This window comes from Arthrobacter sp. PAMC 25486, from assembly GCF_000785535.1.
In the GTDB taxonomy this organism is placed as follows: domain Bacteria; phylum Actinomycetota; class Actinomycetes; order Actinomycetales; family Micrococcaceae; genus Specibacter.
Window position 1 is genome coordinate 828,389 of the sequence record NZ_CP007595.1, and the last position, 20,661, is coordinate 849,049.

Consider the following 20,661-nt stretch of genomic DNA (forward strand, 5'->3'; position numbering starts at 1 on the left):
TGTCCCGCAGGCGTCATCATCCACAGACTCAAAGCGAGCCGGCAGCCCTAATTTTTTGCTTTCCAGATCAGGACCTCTCCATGTCAACCTCCCCCGTTCAAGCCCTCGACAGGCTCTCCGCCCGGGACCGTACCACCATCGGCGTGCTCCTTGTCTCGGCGTTTGTGGTGATCCTGAACGAAACCATCATGAACGTGGCGCTGCCAAAGTTGATGGTCGAGTTCCAGGTGTCGCCGTCGGCCATTCAGTGGCTGGCCGCGGCGTTCATGCTGACCATGACCGTCGTCATTCCCACCACGGGCTACCTGCTCACGCGCCTGCCGATCCGCACCGTCTTCCTGTTGGCGATGGGACTGTTCTCTGCCGGAACGCTGCTGGCCGGGCTCGCCCCAGGCTTTGAGGTGCTGCTGGGCGCGCGTGTCATCCAGGCCTCGGGCACGGCCATCATGATGCCGCTGCTGATGACCACCATCCTGGACCTGGTGCCGACGCACCGCCGCGGCGCCGTGATGGGCAACGTGTCGATCGTCATCTCGGTGGCCCCCGCAATCGGGCCCACGCTGTCGGGGCTGATCCTGCATTCGCTGTCGTGGCGTTTCATGTTCCTGCTGGTGCTGCCAATCGCCATCCTCGCCCTGATTTTGGGCGCCCGGCTCCTCCAGCCCGGAGGCGAACGCAGCAAGGCGAAACTCTCCGTCCCCTCACTGCTGATCTCCATTCCCGCCTTCGGCGGCCTGGTGTACGGCCTCAGCGGCATCGGCTCCCCCGAAGGCAACACCCACGTGATCGCACTCATCTCGCTGGGCGTCTCCCTCGTGTTCCTCGTCGCGTTCGTGCTCCTGCAGCTGCGTTTGCAGCGCACCGACTCCGCCCACCTGGACATGCGCCCCTTCAAGTACCGCCAGTTCACGCTCGCCCTGGCGCTGATGGTCATGGCGATGCTGGCCATGTTCGGCGTCATCATCCTCCTTCCCATGTACCTCCAGAACGTGCGCGGCCTCGACGTGCTGACCACCGGCTTGGTCATGCTTCCCGGCGGTGTCCTCATGGGTCTGCTGGCGCCCTTCGTTGGCAAACTTTTCGACAAGGTGGGCGCCCGACCGCTGCTGATCCCCGGCGGACTGCTCTTGGCGGCCGTCCTGTTCAGCTACACCCAACTGAACGAGGCCACGCCTCTGGTCATGATCATCGGCCTGCACTTGATCATGTCCCTGGGGCTGGCACTCATTTTCACGCCGGCCTTCACTGCCGGTTTGAACCCGCTGCCACACTCACTGCACTCGCACGGATCGGCACTGCTGGCCACGCTCCAGCAGCTTGGCGGCGCCGCCGGAACCGCCCTTCTGGTTGGCGTCATGTCCGCCGGAACCATCGCAGCAGCCGCTGCCGGCAAGGATGAGCTTGCAGCCGAGACCAGTGGTTTCAGTGCCGGCTTCCTGGTTGCCGCTTTTGTCTCACTGGGTATCGTGGTCATCGCCGCCTTCATGGGGAAGTCCGACGCCGCACCCTCCTCCGCGACCGAGGCCGCCACAGTGGAGCTCGTCAAAGAGACCCACTAGCCCACCTTTCACAACTTGACTGCAGAAAACGGACAAATCCCTGACTTGCGCCGCTTTCTGCTGCGGGCCACAACTCGGGAACCAGGAAGTGCCAAGGCATCCACCCGCACCTGGCAACTGCCACAGCATGGTGATGCTGAAGGCCCACCATGGCCGCGGTGGCCTGTGCGTCCGCTGGGGCAGATGAGCCCTGCCGGGGCGTAGCGGATTGCGCAGTAACGGCAACGGGCACGTCTTGGAGTCAGGGTGGAACGCGTCGGGAAGGCGATGGTGGACGGCGGCCCTCCCCGATGAGGTCCGCGCGGTCGAGCCAGTGCCTATTTTCCGCTGCTGCGGTTGCTGTGGAACCACCAGCAGCGGCCTGTCGATTAAGACCGGCGTGCGCTCCACGCCCAAGCCACCAGGGGCACCTGCAGGGGAAGCCGCAGCGCATGGATGCGCCGGGCAGACGGCGTGCCATCCGGCCCCCATGCCCGCCGCAATGCCGACAGGTGCCCCGCGGTGAATCCGGCAAACATCACCGTGGTGGCGGTGGCCGCAGCCCTGCGGGTTCGTGGGACCAGCAGCCCGACCGCCGCCAACGCCTCCGGAGCCGCCGAGGCGAGCACCCATTGGTGGCGCGTCATCAGGCCAAACCTCCCTCCCTTGTCATTACAGAGGGACGGCGGCACTACTGGATAGTAGAACTCGGGGTTGCGGAGGTGGTTAACTGCGCTGGCCCCCAGCAACACGGCCAGGGACCAGGCATTGAGCGTCTTTACTTTCATAGGTCCATGATCGCATGCGGCACCGAGCCGGGCCTCAGGCGGTAGCCAGCTTCCGCCGTCGTGCCGCAGTGACCCGGGTGACAATAAGCCCGTGGCGGGGGCTGAACAAATACACGAGAGTGAACGCCGCGCCCTGGGTGAGGACCACCATTCCCCCGGATGCCGCGTCCAGGTAGTAGCTGGCGTAGAGCCCGACGACGGCGCAAGCGGCCGAGATGGTTGGCGCCAGCACCAGCATCCGGCCGAAACGGTCGGTGAGCAGGTAGGCCGTGGCGCCTGGGATGATGAGCATGGCCACCACCAGCACCACCCCCACCGCCTGCAATGCCACCACTGAGGTCAGTGCCAGCAGCCCCAGCAGGAACGCACCCAGCATGCGCGGGTTCAGGCCGATGGCGTGGGCGTGGGTGGGGTCGAAGGCGTAGAGGGTGAAGTCCCGCCGCTTGAAAAGCAGGACTGCCAGGGTGATGGCACCGAGGACCAGGACCTGGACGAGGTCGCCGCGGCTGAGCCCCAGCAGGTTGCCGAAGATGATGTGGGTCAGGTCGGTCTGGCTTGGGGTGACGGATATCAGCACCAGGCCCAGGGCAAAGAGCGTGGTGAAGACGATGCCTATCGCGGCGTCCTCCTTGACCCGGCTGGTGTCGCGCACCGCACCGATCAGCGCCACGGCCAGGAAGCCGAAGAGGACCGCCCCGACGGCGAAGGGCGCACCCACAATGTAAGCCAGGGCAACGCCCGGCAGCACGGCGTGAGAGACGGCGTCTCCCATCAGCGACCACCCGATGAGGACCAGCCAGCAGGACAAAACGGCGCACACGACGGCGGCAACCACCGTGACGGCCAGGGCGCGCTGCATGAAAACGTAGTCGAAAGGTTCCAGCAGGAACTCCAAGATGCTCACAGTACGGCCCCGCTGCGGTCCATGGCGGCCAGGCCGCTCTTGCGGCCGAGGCCGTCGAAGCCGTCGAGGCACTCGCTACCGTCCAAGCCAAAGGCCAGGGCAAGGTTTTCGGGCCGCAGCACCTCTCGGGGCGGACCGTGCAGCAGCACACGGCGCATGAGCAGGACCGCCTCGTCGGCAAGGTCCGGCAGGGCGTGCAGGTCGTGGGTGGAGACCAGGATGGTGGCGCCTTCGCCGGCCAGTTCCTTGAGCAGCGTGCTGATCGTTGCCTCCGACCGCTTGTCCACGCCCGCGAATGGTTCATCCAGCAGCAGCGTGGTGGCACCTTGCGCGATTCCCCGGGCCACGAAGGTGCGCTTCTTCTGCCCGCCGGAGAGCTGGCCGATCTGGCGCTGGGCGTAATCGTTCAACTCCACCCGCTCGAGAGCGTCAGCAACTGCCAGCCTGTCAGCCTTCTTGGGACGGCGGCCCATGCCCATGTGGCCGTAGCGGCCCATCATGACCACGTCGTGGACCGAGAGCGGGAACTGCCAATCCACGTCCTCACTTTGCGGAACGTAACTGACGACGCCGGACTTCCTCGCCTTGGCTGGTGTGCCGCCCGCGATGGTGACGGATCCGGCGTCGGGCCTCACCAGGCCCATGATGGCTTTGAACAGCGTGGACTTGCCCGAGCCGTTCATCCCCACCAGGCCGCAGATCCGGCCCCTTTCCAGTTTCAGCGTGGCTTGTTCCAAGGCCAACACGTCCCCGTAATGCACCGTCACGGCGTTGACGTCTATGGCGGCGGTCATCGCGTGGCTCCCTGTGGGGCGCCGGTGAGCGCCTCGACGATGACGTTCGCATCGTGCCGGATCAAGTCCAAATACGTGGGTACGGGGCCATCGGCCTCGGACAGCGAGTCGACGTAGAGCGTACCGCCAAAGACTGCGTCGGTAGCCTCCACCACCCGCTCCATGGGGGCAGCGGAGACAGTGGATTCGCAAAATACTGCAGGTACCTTGTTGGTCCGGACAAATTCGATGGTGCCGGCGATTTGCTGGGGCGTGGCCTGCTGTTCTGCGTTGACGGCCCAAATGTACTTCTCAGTGAGTCCGGCATCGCGGGCCAAGTAGGAGAAGGCGCCTTCACAGCTCACCAGGGCGCGCTGGTTCGAGGGCAGCACGGCAAGGTCCTTGACAAGGCCGTCCTGGACTTGCTGCAGGGTTGCGTTATAGGCGGCCCCGTTGCTTTCGTAGAACGCGGCGTTTGCGGGATCCAATTTTTGGAAGGCGTCCACCATGTTGTTGACGTATATTTGTACGTTTTTGGGCGACATCCAGGCGTGCGGGTTGGGGAGATCCTTGTAGGCGTCTTCGGCGATGTTGATGGTTTCCACGCCTTCCGTCACAACGGCGTGGGGTGCCTTGACGTCCTGCACGAATTGCTCGAACCAGGCTTCAAGGCCCAAGCCGTTATCCAGGATTAGATCGGCCTTGCCAGCCTTGCGGATATCGCCGGGTGTCGGCTCGTAGCCGTGGATCTCGGCGCCGGCCTTCGTGATGGATTCGACGGTGAGCCTGTCCCCCGCCACGTTCTGGGCTATGTCGGCAAGGACCGTAAACGTTGTGAGGACGACCGGGCGGTCCTTGCCAGCGCCTTCCACGGAGGTGGAGGCCGCAGTGGTGCAGCCGGCCAGGGCAAGTGTGGCCATGCCGGCTGCCAGGGCGCGGCGGAGGGGACGAGGGTAACGGTAGGGATGAGTTGACATGCCACAACAGTAATTTAGGTATGCCGAAAAAACAAAAGCCGGACGGCCGAAACCTATGGTGTCGCGGGTGGGTGGTGAGTTCTCCCATGACACCGGCCCTCGATTATTTCCGGTCTGCGACGGCGCACGACTCTACTCGCGGGAAGCCGCCGCCAGAGGCCTCGCCGGCACTTCTTCCCCTGCCGAACCCGGCACTTCTTCCCCTGCCGAACAATGAGCCGCAGCGCTCCGGGACACCGTGCTCCGGGCTGCCGCACGACGGGTGCGCAAGGCGCCGGCTGCCTTCTCCAGGGCAAGGCCAAACAATCCTGCCACCGCAATCGCCGCCAGCAACGCCAACAGGGGGTGCTCGCGCATCCAGACTCCCGCCAGCGCACCGATTCCCACAGAGTAGATTCCCCACAACGTTGCGGAGAGCGCTGTCACGGCGACGAATTTCCGTGACCGGTAGTTGCTGGCACCGGCGGTGAGATTGACGGCCACCCGGGCCACGGGGACGAACCTGGCCACTAGAATCATGGAGACTCCCCTGCTTTCAAGTTCTCTGCCGGCCTTGGCAAACGCCCTTTGCATCACCGGGCGCCGCATCCAGGCGAAACGGCTGACACCCATCCTCCGCCCGAGGACGTAGGCGAGGGTGTCGCCTAGAAAGGCTCCGACGACTGCCGCCAACAACAGTGGCCACAGTCCCGGCCCGCCTTGGGAGGCAGCCAGAGACGCCATGCCAACCACGAGCGCTTCGCTGGGAATCGGCGGGAAGAACCCATCCACGAGACAGCAGAGTGCCACCACCACATAGCTCCACGGGTGGCCGGACACGGACAGCAGGAACTCAATCATGGTGGCGGCTCGCAGCCGGCCGGGTCAGTGCGTGGATGTCCATGGCTCCAACGCTACGCATGCAACGGATGCACCACCATGGGGGAAACCCCCGGTTTTGCCCCGGGGGTTTCCCTGAGTGTCCAAGGGCCTCGACGCCGTGGGAGCGGGGCGAAACACCGTCGTGGCAGCCGCTGTCGGGCAGCTGGGGTGGGTTAGTTGTTGATGAAGGTTGGTGAGCTCCAGGCGTAGTGGTCGTTGTGTTGGCGGACGCGGGCGTAGTACTGGTCGCGGGGGGCCTGGGTTCCGGTGTCGGTGTGCTCGATGGTGAGGTGGCGGGCGGTGTGGGGGACGGCGCGGTGCAGGAGCATCGCGCCGGTGAGGAAGCCGCCGAGGTACTCGGACTGTGGCCCGCGTAGGAGTTCACCGATGGTGCGGTGGACTTGCTTGCCGTTGAACGTCACGGACAGGACGGTGTTTTTGTTACCGGTGACGTGCAGGGCCATTTGTTGGGTGGCGTCGGTGAGCACGTTGGGGTTGCCGTGGGTTTCGGTGGTGAAGGAGAGGTGTTGGGCGTCTTGTTGGTCCCAGTGGGAGAAGCTGAAGCTGTCGGGTTCCGCGGCGCTGGGTTCAACGATGTCGTAGCCGTGGAAGCGCGGTTCCACGCCCTGGATGCGGCCGCCGCGGATCTCGATCTGGACGTTCCACCGGTTCAGGACACCGACTTCGCCCCAGCCGACGCTGACGGCGAGCATGCCGTCGAACTCGAAGGCATCCACGGCGGTGGGGCCGCTTTTAGCGATGACCTCGTTATTACGCATGATTTCCACGTAGTCCACGGTGTCTCCGCCCAGGACCTCGACAGTGATTTCCCGCATCCCGGGGTTCGTATATTCGGCGCCCATGGGGTGCCCGTCGATGCTGGTAGCGAGCATGATCCGGTCCCCGGTGGCGGCGTAGGTGCGGCGGTTCTTGATCGCGTCCCAGATCCCGTCGCGGGTGAGTTCCTCGGCCCAGACCATGGCGCGGCCGTGGCCGTGGGAGCCGGGGTGCGCGCTGTGGTGGTCGGTGGAGCCGATGAACCCGAAGGTGTTGCCCAGTTCCAGGCCCCTGTCGGCCATCGAGCCGGCATCGCGCGGGCCCATGGTATGCAGGTAGTTCCGGGGCGCGTCGGCGCTTTCCCCGCAGCCATGCATCGAGACCAGCTCCACCACCGGTGAGAGCTCGGGGTCATAGGTGTTCCAGTTGATCCCGCGCCGATCCGCACGGTAGCCGATGTGGTGCGGGATCACGAACGCTTCCAGCCCTGCCTTGCCCAGACCGCGCAGCACCTCTCGTAGTTCCTCCAGGGACTGTGCCTGGGCCGGTTCCAGCGGCCCCGTGCCCGACTTGTAGTACACGCAGTGGTCCCCGTACGTCATCGAATGCCACTCAAAGGACAGCAACGAAACGAAGGACCCGTCCACGTTGACCTCCTCAGTCAGCCGCTGCACCTCGGGCCAGTGCCCGCGCAGCCGGGCAAACCCGGCACTGTGGTAGTCACTGACATGCGCCGGCTCGCTGGGCATGTCATGCCAGGCAGCATGGCCGGTCACGGTCGCGAAGTCCAACTGCAACCGGGCGTTGCGGTAGGCGTCGGCCAGGGTGCCGTGGCCGTAGCTGATCGCGCAGTGGTTATGCAGGTCTCCGGCATAGGCGGCCATGCCGGCATACGCGCCAAGGCCGGACTGGGGACGGATAAGAGCCATGGTAAAAAGTCTCCAAACTAATGACATGAAGCATTGAAAAAGGGGGGCGGGCGCACAGCCCGTTCCGGGGGTGCCCGATTCTTAGGCGCCGACGGGGCGGGCCTGGGAGTGGTGCGGTTCATCACCGACCTCGTGCTGGCGCCGCCACAACTTCACCTGCATCTGCGCCCGCACCGAAGCATAGGCGGGGTCGTGGAACACGTTGCGTATCTCTTCCGGATCCGCCACCAGGTCATAGAGTTCCCACTCGGGATGGAACACGGCTCTGCCGGTGCCCGGCAACCCCAACCCGTCGTTGTAGAAGTAGATGATCTTGTACCGCTCGCTCCGGTACCCGTAATGGGCCGGGGCCCGGTGCTGGGCATCATCGTTCTCAAAATAGCGGTAATACATGCCCTCCACGGGCCCGGCCACCGGCGCCTGGCGCAATTCCGGCCAAATGCTCCGGCCCTGCATCCGTTCATGATGAGCCACCCCGGCAGCATCCAGGATCAGCTGCGCGACATCAACGTTCGTGGTGATCCCGTGGAACGTCTTCCCGGGCGCCAGGGCCGCCGGGTAGCTGAGCACGAACGGCATCCGCAACGCTTCCTCATACATGAAGCGCTTGTCGAACCAGCCATGATCACCCAGGAAAAAGCCCTGGTCCGAGGTATACATCAACAAGGTGTCCTCGAACTGCCCACTGGCCCGCAACCAGTCCGTCACCCGCCCCACATTGTCATCGACCGAGGCCACACACGCCAAATAATCCTCCATGTAACGCTGATACTTCCACACCGCCAACTCCTCAAAACTGAGCCCTTCCGGCGGTAGTTCCTTCAAATCGGCCATGTTCAAGAACTCCGCCACACCCATCGTGGCCCGCCGCGTCGCCACCGAACGTGTGGCTAAATCATCCGTGAACGTCCTCGGCACCGGAATCGGATCCTTATACATGTTCGCGTGCTTCGCATCCGGCTGCCACGGACGATGCGGGGCCTTGTGGTTGATCAACACCACCCACGGCTCCTCCCCCTCCAACCCCTGCACCCACTCCAACGCTAAATCCGTGATGACATCCGTGGCATACCCCGGCACGGTCCGGCGCCCTGCAGGCGAGAGAAACGTCGGATCAAAATACTCCCCCTGATCAATCAACACATCCCAGTAATCAAAACCCTGCGGATCATGCCCCTCCCCCTCACCCAAATGCCACTTCCCCACCACCGCCGTACGGTAACCAGCCTCCTTCAACAAGGAAATAAACGTCGGCTGGCTGTTATCCAACGGCGTCGACAACGTCCTCACCCCATTCACATGGCTATACGTACCCGTCAAAATCGAGGCCCGACTCGGAGAACACAACGCATTCGTGGCAAAACAATTCGCCAACACCCACCCATTCCCCGCGATCTCATCAATCCGCGGCGTCTCATTCACCAACGACCCATACGCACCCACAGCATGCGCAGCATGATCATCAGTCAAAATCAAAACAACATTCGGCCGGCGAGCAGTCTGTAGGGGCATGATGAGGTCTTCCTTGTTGAGTCCCGGGTCAGGGATGAATGAGGTGTACGGCCGTAGACGACGGGTCAGGCGGTCAGGTCCAGCTGCTCCGGCGGAAGCCTGAATTTCAAGGCTTCCCCGCGCGCCAGGCGGTGCGCCTCTCCCACGGTGCTCATGGCCAAGCGCTCGAGTTCGGTTCCGAGGGATCCGGCCATGTGTGGGGTGACGAGCACGTTGGGATGGGTGAAGAGGCCGGAATCCGAGGGCAGGTCCCAGGGAGTCGTCACGTCCAGCACCGCAAACAGGTCATCCTGTTGAATTCGCTCCAAAAGTGCGGCCTGGTCGACGAGCTCTCCTCGGGCCGTGTTGATAAACGTGGCACCCGGCTTGAAGCTGGCAATCAGTTCGGCATTGATCATGTTCAAGGTGGAAGGCAGGGACGGTGCATGCAAGCTCACGACGTCGGATGTGGCGGCAAGTTCCGCCAGCGTCACCTTCGCCGCCCCGAGGGCTGTTGCTTCGGCGTCGGACAGGAAGGGGTCTGCCACCACCACTTCAAGCTCGTACTGCCCCAGCATCCGGATCACGTGCCGGCCGATTTTAGAGGCGCCAATGACGCCGACCCGCTTGTTGTAGTTGCCAAGGTCGGGATATTCCTCCTCGGCATGGACGATTGTGCGGAGCGTGTGGACTTTACGTCCCACCTGCAGCACACGCTTATTCGCCAGGATCACCATGGCTACCGTGTACTCAGCTACGGGGATGGCGTTGGCATCGGCGGCCGTGCTGATCTCGACGCCGCGCTCCCAACATACCTTGTCCACATGGTTTTTCACGGTGCCGCCGGCATGCAGGATGTAGCGCAAATTCGGCGCGGCATGGAGCACTTCGTCGTTGATCATGGCGCATCCCCAGCCTGTGACCAGGGCCTGCGCTTCAGCCAGCAGGGCAAGGGAACGCTCGCTGGAGAACTCAGTCATTGGTTCACGGTTGAGCAGGGTGGCACCGGATTCAAGATAGTCCAGCACCCTGGCCGGGAAGATTCTGTGGGACACGGCCTGGGACATGGCCAGTGCCACCTTGAGGTTTTCCTCGTTGTTGCTCACTTGACACTTCCTGCGGTGAGTCCTGACTTCCAGAAGCGCTGCAACATGATGAACGCTATCAGCAGCGGAATGATGGAGAGGAAGGATCCGGTGATAACCATGGGTGCGTAGTCTGGCATGGCGACTGAGTGTCCCTGCCAGAGGGAAATGCCCACGCTGACGGGCAGCAGGTGTTGGCTCTGCAACATGACGAGGGGCAACATGAAGTTGTTCCACACACCAACAAACTGGAACAAGCCGATGGTGACGAAGCCGGGCATCATCATGGGCAGGCCGATGGAGAAGAACGAGCGGACGGGTCCGGCACCGTCAACGCGTGCCGCTTCGAGGGTTTCCATCGGAATGTAGCCGGAGCTGTACACGCGGGCCAGGTACACGCCGAAGGGGTTGCACAGGACCGGGATCAACACGGCCCACATGGTGTTGGTCAGGCCAACCTGTGACGCCAGCAGGTACATGGGCAGCACGGTGGCCGTGTTGGGAACCAGTACGCCCACAAGGACGACGCCGAAGAAGGACTCCTTCCAGCGGAAGTTGAACTTGTCGAAGGCGTAGCCGGCCATGACAGCGATCAGGCCGCCAACAACGGCGCCGAAGCCTGCGTAGGTGATGGAGTTGAGCATCCAGCGGAGGAAGACTCCGCCGTCCTGCTCGGCCACATTGGCGATGTTTGCGAAAAGCGAGAATTTGCCGAAGCTGAACGCGTCTGTGCCGTATAGGTCCGCAGTGTCCTTGGTGGAGGCAAATAGCAGCCACAGCACTGGAATGACCATGTAGGCGCAACCGAGGGCCAACAGGCCATTGACCGTAAACTTGCTGGCGAAGCCGCCCTCACGCTTGGAACCCTTCTGTTTCGAGGGCACATCGGGGGTGCGGTTCTTCTCGGACCGCTTCTTTTCGGGGCGATTAAGTATTTGAGTGCTCATGATTTGTTGGCCTTGTTGCTAAATCGTGTGACAAAGAAGGACAGGAGAGCTGCCAGCAAGGCAATGATGATGGATGCTGCCGCTGCCTGGTTGAGGTTTTGCCGGTTGAAGGCAGCATCGTAGGCCCACATGTTCGGTACCCAGGTACTAGTGATCGCCGATGTTGCCTTCGAGAGAATCATGGGTTCGCTGAACAGTTGCAGGGTGCCAATCATGGTGAAGAGCATGATGACGCTCAAGGCTGAGGTGATCAGCGGGAACTTGATGCTCAGGGAGAGCCGCAGCTCGCTGGCGCCGTCCACGCGTGCAGCCTCAAGGATTTCGCGGGGCACCGCCTGCAGTGCGGTGAACAAAATGATGACGTTGTAACCGGTCCACTCCCAGACGGCAATGTTCACAATGGAGGGCAGGACCATGGTGGCGTCCAGGAAGTTGATCTGGATGCCGCCGGCTTCCAGGGCCTGGACCAGGGGGCTGATGCCCGGGGTGTAAAGGTAGGCCCAGATGAGTGCTGCGATGACCCCGGGGACCGCGTGCGGCAGGAAGACGAGCAACTGGAACATTTTCCGTGCCCGGGCCACGCCTGCATCCAGGAGCAGGGCGAAGACGACGGCGCCGCCCACCATGAGCGGGATGTACATGAGGCAGTATCCGACCAGGCGAAGCAAGCCGCTGATGAAGGTCTCGGACTGGAGGACTTGGACGTAATTTTCAAGTCCCACAAAGGTGGTGACTGGATCACCGAATCCCAGTCCTGACTTCCGCTCGGTGAAGAAACTCAGATACAGCGAGTAAAACACCGGGGCGACCATGGCCACGGTAAATACGGTGAAGAAGGGGGTGAGGAACAATGCTGCGGTCCGACCGCTGTTTCCTGTGGCTGTGCGCTTGGAGCGCACGGGTGCTGCGGGTGCCTGTGTGGCCATGCTGTTCTCCTAGAATAGTGGGCCGCCCGGCCTCTGCTGTTGCTTCGAACCAGGGTCCGGGCGGCCCACCAAATTACTGCTATTCAGTTACGGACAGGCCAGTCTGCTTCAAGCCTTCAACGGTGGCTTTCTGCGCCGACGTGATGGCTTCGCCGACGGTGCCGCCGTTGGTGAGCTTGCCGTAGGCATCACCTATGGCCGTCTTGGAAATTTCCCAGTTCGGGCCCCACTGCCAGCCTGGCGTGATGGTCTTGTACGCTGCGTCGAAGACCTCGTAGATGTCGTTTCCGAAGAAGCTGGAGTCAAAGGCCTTTTGTGCAACTGCAGTCAGGCCAGGGAAGGCGATAACGGCAGCACCGCCGTTGCCGCGGGCTTCAATGGCCTGGGGATCCGTGGTGAGGTAGGTGATGAAGGCAGCGGCTGCCTCGGGATTCTTGCTTCCCTTGGTGACGTTGAAGCTGGAACCACCGTAGAAGGCACCGGCAGCTTCGCCCCAGGTGGGCATTTCCGCGGCAATCCAGGCACCCTTCTGGTCAGCATTCTCAACACGCTTTTGCAGGCTGCGGGCGCTCCAGCTGGCACCCATGACACCGGCCACATTGCCCTGAGCCAGGTCCATACCCCACTCATCGCTGGCTGCCTGCTGCACCTTGACGATCTTTTCGTCGATCATCTTCTGCCAGAAGTCGGCGACCTTCATGGTCGCGGCGTCATTGATGCCGATCTTCCACTTGTCATCTTCGGTGGTGAACCACTTGCCGCCGCCCTGCCAGGCGAGGGCAGCGGTGATCGGGACTTCGTTCGGGTTGAAGCTGGCCAGGTAGCGGTCCGGGTTGACCGCCTTGAGCTTCTTGCCCACTTCTTCAAATTCTGCCCAGGTCTTGGGTACATCAGCTCCGGCTTCGTCCAGCAGGTCCTTGCGGACCCAGAAGATCTGCGGGGCCGCATCATAGGGCAGGCCGTAAATACTGTCACCGAATTCAACCTGGCCGCGGATCTGTGCCGAGAGCTTGTCGACCGTAGCTGCCTTGTCGATCAGCTCATTCAGGGGAACCAAGTGGCCGTTGCTGACGAACTGCGGCAGCTGCGGGTACTCAACAGTGGACACATCGGGTCCGTCGCCGGCGGTGATGGCGGTGGCAAGCTTGGCATAACCGCCTTGGACACCGTTGGGGATGGTTTCAAAGGTGACCGTGATATTGCTCTGGCTTGCGTTGAAGGCTTTTGTCACATCTTCCATGCCGGCCAACGAGGACCAGAACATGATCTCACCCTTAGGTGTGCCTGTTGGCTTGCCGGCGGGCTGCTCCGCCGCCCCCGGGGTCTCGCTGGTACCACAGGCGGTCATGAGCAGACCGGTGCCAAACAGGCCGGCTGCCCCGATAATAAACTGGCGACGCTTCATGAGTGTTCTCCTTTGAAATCCAAAACGAAGGGTGTTGTTCATGTGCGCTAAGCCACATGAGCTACCTCCATAAAACACTCAATAGTGAACATTGTCAGGCAAGTGAACAAACTTGAACAGCCGGGGCGGCGATGGAATGCAGGGGAAGTCGTGGACCTGACCGACGTAGACCTGGCCGATCAGGGCATTTCGGAGGACTCCCGGATCACCAGTGTCGGCGACAGGCTCACCTGCCGCAGGGCTGTTGTTTTGCCCGTGGGCGCGTCAATGCGGTCCAGGCACATCTGCACGGCCTGGTAGCCCACGTCGTACTTTGGTGGAGCGATTGCACTCAGGGGCACTGCGCCCATGGAGGCGACTTCGTCGTCGTAAGCGACGATGGCCAGGTCTTGGGGGATGCGGATGTTCCGGGCCTGGCAGCTGTCCACAAAAGTCAGGGCATCCTGGTCGTTGAGCAGCAGCACAGCGGTGAATTCGGAGATGAGAATCGAGTCGAGCATGGCGTCAATCTCCTCCCGCAGCTCTTCCGGTTCCTCGTGCTTGGCGCCAAATGAGTGCACCATGTCCTCGGACCATTCAAGTCCCGCCCGCTCAAGAGCCACGCGGTAACCCTTGCGTACGCCGACGGTTGTAGGGCTGTTCCTTCGAGCGCAGAGTGCTATCCGGTGGTGCCCCAACCCAAGAAGGTGATTAGTGGCAATTTCCGCCCCACGCTGGTGGTCGCTTCGCACGGATTCCAGCTGCAGGTCGTCCTGGACGTCGTCGATGGGGCGTTCCGCGACAACTATCGGGATCTCGGCGGATGCCAGCAAGCCCAAGGTGGGGGTGTTGGCCAGGGAATCCTGGCTGAAGGTGACGATGAGCCCGTCAACGCCGCTGGCTAGCAAACGCTGAATCTGTCGCTCTTCTTCAATGGGAGAATAGTTGGACACGGCCAACACCAGCCGTGCGCCCAGGTCCCGGGCTGCGGACTCGGCGCCACTGACAACGGTCGAGAAGTAGTACCTGGCACTGGGCATGACCAGTCCAATGGTGGGCATGGGCGGTCGTGAAACAACACCGCGGGCGCCAGCGGTTGCCCGGCCTGCCAGGCGTGCGCCAGTGGTCTGGCCTGCTCGCGTACCCGGCCCGGTGTCCGTGCGGCCAGGGCGGAAGATGGGCGCTGCCGGCACCGGGACGCTGATCGCTCCCCCGTGGACCCGTTGGAGCGCCCCCTCGGCCTCCAGTGCTGCCAGGTCCCTCCGGATGGTCATTCCGGAGGCGCCGACCTGCTGGGCGAACTCTGTGACATTTACGGAGCCGCTACGCCTGATTTCACGGAGGATCCACCCCCGGCGTTCACCTGTCAACATTCCTCTGCCCCAGCCTGTTTAGTAATGTGCATTTGCACATGTATGAACTACAGCGTACTTTTCAGATGAAGTCAACAGTTGTTACGGAAAACATTGAGTGCGGTGGCCGCCGTCCTTGTCACAGATACTGCCGTGTGCGTTCCATTTGCGCGCCCTCGCGGCGGGCTTGCGCGATGAGTTCTTCCACAGCAGCTCGTCGCTTCCTGTGTCCCCGAAGGAGGCCGAAGAACAAAAGCAGCAATCCTGCCAGAACCAGCAGCTGGGGCCACGGCATGGCAATGACCCTGCTTTCGGCCCGGACGTCAGCAAGGGCAGGGGCGCCTGCGGCTGCCTGTTGTTCCGCGTCAGGGACGTGCCCCATCAGCCGAACTGTGACCGTTGCCAGCCCCACCGGCCAGGCGCCCGCAACCGTGGCCGCGAAATCCCGTTCTTCCCCGGGCAACATTTCCACGGTAGTGTCCTCATCCCGTGGGGGCGCCTGGGCCCCGGCGGCGGTCACTTCATCGTTGAGAACCAGCCGGGTGTTCCCGGTATTTCGGACCGAGTACGAGACATCCACCGAGCCTGGGGCAAGGGGATTCCAGGACATCCGATAGGCTGCCCGGACGTTCTCAACCACGGCAGCCGGAGCCAGTTCACCGCTGATGCGCAGCAGCATCTTGAAACCCATCCTGCTCTCCACCTGCAGTTGGTCGCCGCTGGCAGAGGCGCCCGTGCTGACGATGGAGGCAGCGATGCCGGCGGCGTTGTCGCCGGGGGTGGCGTTCTCCGGAACAGTGATGGTATAGGGCACCACCACGGTTCTGCCGGCCGCAACAGCAACCTGGTCAACCACCCGGACCCATGTCCCGGCGCCGAGAGACTCCTGGCCGGATTCGAGCATGTTGAACCGGCCGGCAGCGGTGTAGTAGCCATCCTTGGCGGTGATCCGGAACAAAGCGTCCACCGTGCCCAAGTTCCGGATCGCTAGATGCTCCTGTGCGGTAGTGCCTGGTTCCACCGCACGATCAATCCAACTGCGACCGTCAGGACCATCTGCCGTAGCAGGTACAACGGACCAGGTCACGGGTGGCGGCTCGTCATCGCCATGGGCAGGGGACGTTCCCGGCCAGAATAGCAAGGTGCACAACAGCATCGCCGCGGCCAAGGGTGCCACGATTCGGGTCGGTGTTGTTGCCGGATGGGTTTTCATGGTTCTTCCTTAGTTTTGTACTGTCTGCCCCGTGCTGCTTGCCGGCAATTTAGCCGCACTCGCTGATGGCGTAGCGCACCGACGATGTACCGGACACCATGGTTCCGGCTCCGCGGCTGGCCTCCACCTGCACCTCGCCGGCACTGATGGCCTTGCTGCGGGTGGTGAACGCATGGAAGGCGTTCTTGCCAGGCTGTACGCCGGTAAAAGTCTTGTTGCCAAACTCCGTTGTAATCTGCACATTCACGGGCTCGGATTCCTGATTCACGACTACGACCTGCAGCACCACTTTTCCGGCGACACAGCGCGGATTAACAGTGACAGCAACCCGCGGAGTGTCCAGGCCGCTGATGCGGATCAGGTTCCGCCCCTTGATCGCATAAACCTGGTTGGCCTCATCCACGGCAACCCGGGGAACACCAAACCAATCCGCGGCCAGCTCAGCCACGAGCACCTCAGGGACCAGGGTGGACTTGTCAAGGCGGAAGAATGCGTCGCTGGTGACACCGTAAACTTCACCGTTGATGACTGACAACGATCCCCAGTTCCGCATGAGCTGAGGGAACGCCGCGGAATGCACCACGGCGCGTGCGGCAATATCCACGACGTGCAACTTGCCCTTATATCCCAAAACGTACAGTCGTCCGCCGTCGACCACGAGGCCGCACACTGCGTCGGGGGCGGAATCGAAAGACAACCGCCACAGTTCACTCTGCGTGTTCAGATCCCATGCGAGGACCTGGCTGCGGCCCACGGCTTCGCCTCCCAGAAACAATGTGGAACCTTGCTGGGCAATGGTTCGCACCTGCTGCTTGTCCCCGAACGGATCGGCGTGGAAGGACTCGATGACGGCCTTGGCCGGGTCAAATACCGTGAGTGCGCCGTACACATTGGCGTCCGAGCCGCTGCCAAAGTAGAGCCGGGCGCGCTGCGGATCCCAGAGCACATCGTGGGGGCGGTTCTGTCCCTGCGGCAATGCGGACAGCAGGTGCAGTCCCTTCTCCGGCTGGGCCGGGTCAAAGGCCATGATGCCCTTGCCGCTGTACTGCGCGGTGTAGAGAACGCCACCCGCCATCAGCATGTCCTTCGCCTCATCCGTGCCGATGATGTTGCGGACCTCGCCGCTGGACAGGTCATGGCGGGCAATGGCATTCGTGCCGCCCACATAGGCGCTGCCGCCACCCACCGCGATGGACATGGCCAGTTGGGGTCCGACAGGCGCCCCGAGCTGGATCAGGTCATGGACCACCGTAACGGACGTTTCCGGCTCGATTTCCACCACCAGGCCGAAGGCAGAAATGACGAGCAGTTTACCCTCATAAGGGAAGAGCCCCCACACGGCCCCAAGCACTACGCTGGGATCGTTCACCGTGCGGAACTTTTCAGTGCCAGGGTTGTACTCGACGACGCCTGCCGCACCGGCAAAGTAGATCAGACCGTTCATCTCCCTGGGCAGCTTGCCCATGTTGATGGGTGAACGCAGGACCTGGTATGCGGCTGGGTCCGCCACCTCCATGATGGCGCCAATGGATCCGTTGACCAGCACCAGCTGGTCCTCCACGAGCGTGATATCGCGAATTTCGCTGGTTTTTGCCAACTCCGGGGGAAGGATCGAGGTGGAGACGCCGGTGCTGCGGTCGATGCTGTACAGGCCGGCGGCGGCGGCGCCCGTTTCAGGGTGCCGCGCCCGCAATCCGAAGTAGACGGTCTCTCTGGTGGCCAGCAGGGATCTGCCGTATTGTCCTGATGGATCCGGCATGGCCAGCGTGCTCAGGACCCCCGTACGGGGATCATACTGGCGAACTTTCGGTCCGGTTTCACGTCCACCCAGGAACACCACGCCGTCCGGCGAGATGGCCATGGTGAAGGGTTCAAGGTCGGCGACGTCAACCAAAGCTTCCATGGGCAGGCCCGGCGCCTGCAGGTCTATCCGGAACAGCCGGGCACCAATTCCGCCACCCACGCGCACACAGCCGTAGATGTACTGTCCGGTCGGGTCCACTGCCAGGGCTTGGGTGCTTTCCCCGAATACGTCCGTGACGCTGGTGACGGTGCGGCTGGGCAGGTGGAAACCAACCACCTGCATGGGTTCAATATTGCGGGTGGCCAGGTACACGGTGTCGCCCACCATGACACTTGACATCATGGTGAAGATTTCAATGCCGGAACCCATGTCAGTGATGTGCAGGGGCGAAGCCCCCTCGGCTTCGGCGGCCAGCGCAGTCCCCGTTCCTGCCAGGAAAAGGCCGGCTCCCCCTGCAACTCCCAGTTGCAGCAGGCGGCGCCGGTTGAGCGATAAGTCGTTGTCCATGCAATTCTCCGTCCCGGAAATGATCATGCGAAGCAGTTGGATAGGTCCGACGGCGGTCCGCACCCGGGTGCACCGGGGCGGACCGCCGTCGACGGGCTGTACTAGTGAAAGGCGCTGTAGCGCACAGTCTTGGTGCTGGTCACCGATTCCCCGTCCATGACGGCACGGGATTGGACGGTGAGGACTCCGGCAGGCAGTGACGCCGAGCGGACGGTAAAGGAGTGGAAGGCGTTCTTCCCCGCCTGGACGTTGTTGAAACGTTTGTCTCCGTAAGCCGTGGTGAGGGCAACATCGACGGGCACGGCCTCGGAATTGACGGCTCGGACCTGGAACATCGTATTGCGCCCCACAGTCCGGGCGGAGACCTCCACCGATACCTTAGGCAGCGAGGGAACCTCGATGCGGACCAGGTTGCGCCCCTGGAGGGTGTACATGTTTCCGGCTTCGTCTTGGGTCAGGTGGGAGCCGCTGTACCAGCCGCCGGCGGTGTCGGCCAGCACGGTCTCAACAGCAAACGTCACGGGGTCAAAACGGAACACGTTTGTTTTCGACGCACCGTACACGACCCCCTGGTTGGTCACCATGGCGCCAAAGCCGTAGGACAGCTCCCTGATGCTGCTCTGGTGAACAACTGTGCGGGTGCCCACATCGATCACGGTGATGGTGCCCCTTCGGGACAGCGAGTAGAGGTTGTTGCCGTGGATCGCCAGGGCAGAAACGCCGCTGTCCGCTGGTGGCAGGCTCCACAGCACAGCGCCTGTCACCGGGTTCATGGCGGCGATGGTGCCGCCGTCGTCGGTTGCCGGTCCGCCACCGCCGACATAGGCCACCCCGTCCTGCGCCACCACGGCACGTAGCAGCTGCGTGTCATCAAGGGGGTTGATGAAATGATTTGCCGCCCCACTTGCCGGATCGTAGGTCCAGAGGGATCCGCCTCCTGCCGTGTCGGACTGGGCTGCCACCAGAATGAGCCCGTTGGACTCGTCCCAGCTGACGTTGAGGGGGCGGTTTTGCTCCTTCGGGTAGCTGGCGATCTGGCGGATCGGCTGGCCGTCCTGGGGATCGTATTTCCAGATTCCCTGGCTGCTGTACTGGCCGGTGTAGAGAGCACTGCCGAGCATGATGGCGTCCTTCGCCTCACCCGGGGCCCGCAGGTAGGTGGTAGGTTCGCCGTCCATGGAGTGGCGGGCGATAGCTCCGTTGCCGCCCACATAGATGTAGCCGCCGCCGGCTGCCATGCCCATGGTGGTCTGGGCAGAGGCTTCCGTGCCGGCCTCCACGAGATCGGTGAAGACGCAGCGGCCGGTGGCGGGGTCAATCTCCGCAACGAAACCGAAGCCGGACGTCACCAGCACCTTGCCGTTCAACGCATCAATGCCCCAGATCTCACCCAACTCAGGTCCGTCGGAGTCTACCGGCGAGGTCTGGTTGGTGGCCAGGTCGTAACGGTTGACACCGGCATCGCTCGAATAGTAGACGGCCTCCCCGATACGGGCGAAGGTCTTCACCGTGACGCCCCCGGCCGTGAACACCTGATAGGAGCCGGGGTTGTCAACGTCCATGGCGGCAATCTTGGAGGATCCGGACGGTTCTGCCGTACCGATGATCAGCTGGTTCCCAAAGATGGCCAGGTCGCGGATGCTCGGATCTGCTGTCATTTCCTGAGGTGTCACCAGGGTGTGCTCGCCGGTGGCCCGGTCATAGGCGTAGAGGCAGGCACCTGCAGCGTTTCCGCCGCCGGCGAGGGTGCTGCCGGCCCCGAAGAACACCGTGGTGTCCGTCGCGGCAACTGCACGGGCCAGTGTTGCACCTGGTTCGGGGATGCCGCGGCTGACCACCGTGCCTGCCGCTGGATCGTACTCCCACAAGGCCGGCGGCGTGTCAGACCCGCCGCCCACGGCGAACACGTGCCCGTCAGGGGCCACACTCATATCGCGGACATCCCGGTCGCCCATGGTGCCGATGGCCACGGCCGGCGTGCCCAAGTCGCCAAGGTCCCAACGGAACAGGTTGGCTTGCGGCCCCGTGCTCTTCTGGAGCACGCCGGCATACAGCTGAGTTCCGGACGCATTGACCGCCATGGTCTGGATGGTGTGGCCGGTCGTCAGCTCGGTCTGGCCAACCACGCGGCCACTGGGCATATCCAGGGCCACGATGCGGACCGGTTCCACGTTACGTGAGCCGATGAACAAGGTGTCGCCCACCAGTTGTGCGCTCATCAGGGAAAACTGTACGACGGCGGGTCCCAGATCGAAGACGCCGATCTCCCCTTCCGCCGGGCTGCTGCCCAGCGGTGAAAAGGCGGAGGCCGAGCCTGCGCCGGCCGCTGCAAGAATTGCCGTCAACCCAGCTGCACCCCCGGCCTTGATAACTGTCCTGCGCGTGAGGAAAGAGTTCTGCATTGG

At 62.9% G+C, this 20,661-nt stretch carries 16 protein-coding genes; 1 reads left to right on the forward strand and 15 read right to left on the reverse strand.

What is annotated here, in order from left to right; all coding sequences use genetic code 11:
* The first annotated feature begins 80 nt into the window (after positions 1-80).
* The gene (locus art_RS03950) at positions 81-1,559 is read left to right on the forward strand and encodes an MDR family MFS transporter (RefSeq protein WP_038462581.1); all 1,479 of its coding nucleotides are present in this window, start codon (positions 81-83) and stop codon (positions 1,557-1,559) included.
* Positions 1,560-1,927: 368 nt separating this feature from the next.
* Here art_RS03950 and art_RS03955 read toward each other — a convergent pair whose 3' ends face one another.
* The 15 genes from art_RS03955 to art_RS04025 form a co-directional block, all read right to left on the reverse strand.
* Positions 1,928-2,326, reverse strand: a complete 399-nt coding sequence (locus art_RS03955) for a MauE/DoxX family redox-associated membrane protein (protein ID WP_038462583.1) — start codon at positions 2,324-2,326, stop codon at positions 1,928-1,930.
* Positions 2,327-2,360: 34 nt separating this feature from the next.
* Positions 2,361-3,230, reverse strand: coding sequence for a metal ABC transporter permease (locus art_RS03960; protein ID WP_038462584.1), 870 nt, complete (start codon positions 3,228-3,230; stop codon positions 2,361-2,363).
* A complete protein-coding gene (locus art_RS03965) occupies positions 3,227-4,024 on the reverse strand; it encodes a metal ABC transporter ATP-binding protein (protein WP_082000085.1) in 798 nt (265 codons plus the stop codon). The genes art_RS03960 and art_RS03965 overlap by 4 nt, the downstream gene beginning before the upstream one ends.
* A complete protein-coding gene (locus tag art_RS03970) occupies positions 4,021-4,980 on the reverse strand; it encodes a metal ABC transporter substrate-binding protein (protein WP_038462586.1) in 960 nt (319 codons plus the stop codon). The genes art_RS03965 and art_RS03970 overlap by 4 nt, the downstream gene beginning before the upstream one ends.
* A 132-nt stretch (positions 4,981-5,112) precedes the next feature.
* Positions 5,113-5,820 (reverse strand): DedA family protein, encoded by a 708-nt coding sequence (locus art_RS03975; RefSeq protein ID WP_082000086.1) that lies wholly within the window; start codon positions 5,818-5,820, stop codon positions 5,113-5,115.
* Between the two features lie 194 nt (positions 5,821-6,014).
* Positions 6,015-7,547, reverse strand: coding sequence for a DUF3604 domain-containing protein (locus art_RS03980; protein WP_052135977.1), 1,533 nt, complete (start codon positions 7,545-7,547; stop codon positions 6,015-6,017).
* A gap of 81 nt (positions 7,548-7,628) precedes the next feature.
* Positions 7,629-9,059 (reverse strand): sulfatase, encoded by a 1,431-nt coding sequence (locus tag art_RS03985; protein ID WP_038462587.1) that lies wholly within the window; start codon positions 9,057-9,059, stop codon positions 7,629-7,631.
* Positions 9,060-9,124: 65 nt separating this feature from the next.
* The gene (locus art_RS03990) at positions 9,125-10,144 is read right to left on the reverse strand and encodes a hydroxyacid dehydrogenase (RefSeq protein ID WP_253901467.1); all 1,020 of its coding nucleotides are present in this window, start codon (positions 10,142-10,144) and stop codon (positions 9,125-9,127) included.
* Positions 10,141-11,070 carry a carbohydrate ABC transporter permease gene (locus art_RS03995; protein ID WP_082000087.1) on the reverse strand — a complete coding sequence of 310 codons (930 nt, stop codon included), beginning with the start codon at positions 11,068-11,070 and terminating at the stop codon, positions 10,141-10,143. The genes art_RS03990 and art_RS03995 overlap by 4 nt, the downstream gene beginning before the upstream one ends.
* Positions 11,067-11,996 (reverse strand): carbohydrate ABC transporter permease, encoded by a 930-nt coding sequence (locus tag art_RS04000; protein ID WP_038462591.1) that lies wholly within the window; start codon positions 11,994-11,996, stop codon positions 11,067-11,069. The genes art_RS03995 and art_RS04000 overlap by 4 nt, the downstream gene beginning before the upstream one ends.
* Before the next feature lie 79 nt (positions 11,997-12,075).
* A complete protein-coding gene (locus art_RS04005) occupies positions 12,076-13,401 on the reverse strand; it encodes a sugar ABC transporter substrate-binding protein (RefSeq protein WP_038462593.1) in 1,326 nt (441 codons plus the stop codon).
* 179 nt (positions 13,402-13,580) lie between these two features.
* On the reverse strand, positions 13,581-14,753 hold the full coding sequence (locus tag art_RS04010) for a substrate-binding domain-containing protein (protein WP_038462596.1): 1,173 nt from the start codon (positions 14,751-14,753) through the stop codon (positions 13,581-13,583).
* Between the two features lie 118 nt (positions 14,754-14,871).
* On the reverse strand, positions 14,872-15,945 hold the full coding sequence (locus tag art_RS04015) for a hypothetical protein (protein ID WP_038462598.1): 1,074 nt from the start codon (positions 15,943-15,945) through the stop codon (positions 14,872-14,874).
* Between the two features lie 49 nt (positions 15,946-15,994).
* The gene (locus art_RS04020; protein WP_038462601.1) at positions 15,995-18,256 is read right to left on the reverse strand and encodes a PQQ-binding-like beta-propeller repeat protein; all 2,262 of its coding nucleotides are present in this window, start codon (positions 18,254-18,256) and stop codon (positions 15,995-15,997) included.
* A gap of 101 nt (positions 18,257-18,357) precedes the next feature.
* Positions 18,358-20,658, reverse strand: a complete 2,301-nt coding sequence (locus tag art_RS04025; RefSeq protein ID WP_082000089.1) for a PQQ-binding-like beta-propeller repeat protein — start codon at positions 20,656-20,658, stop codon at positions 18,358-18,360.
* Between the last annotated feature and the right edge of the window lie 3 nt (positions 20,659-20,661).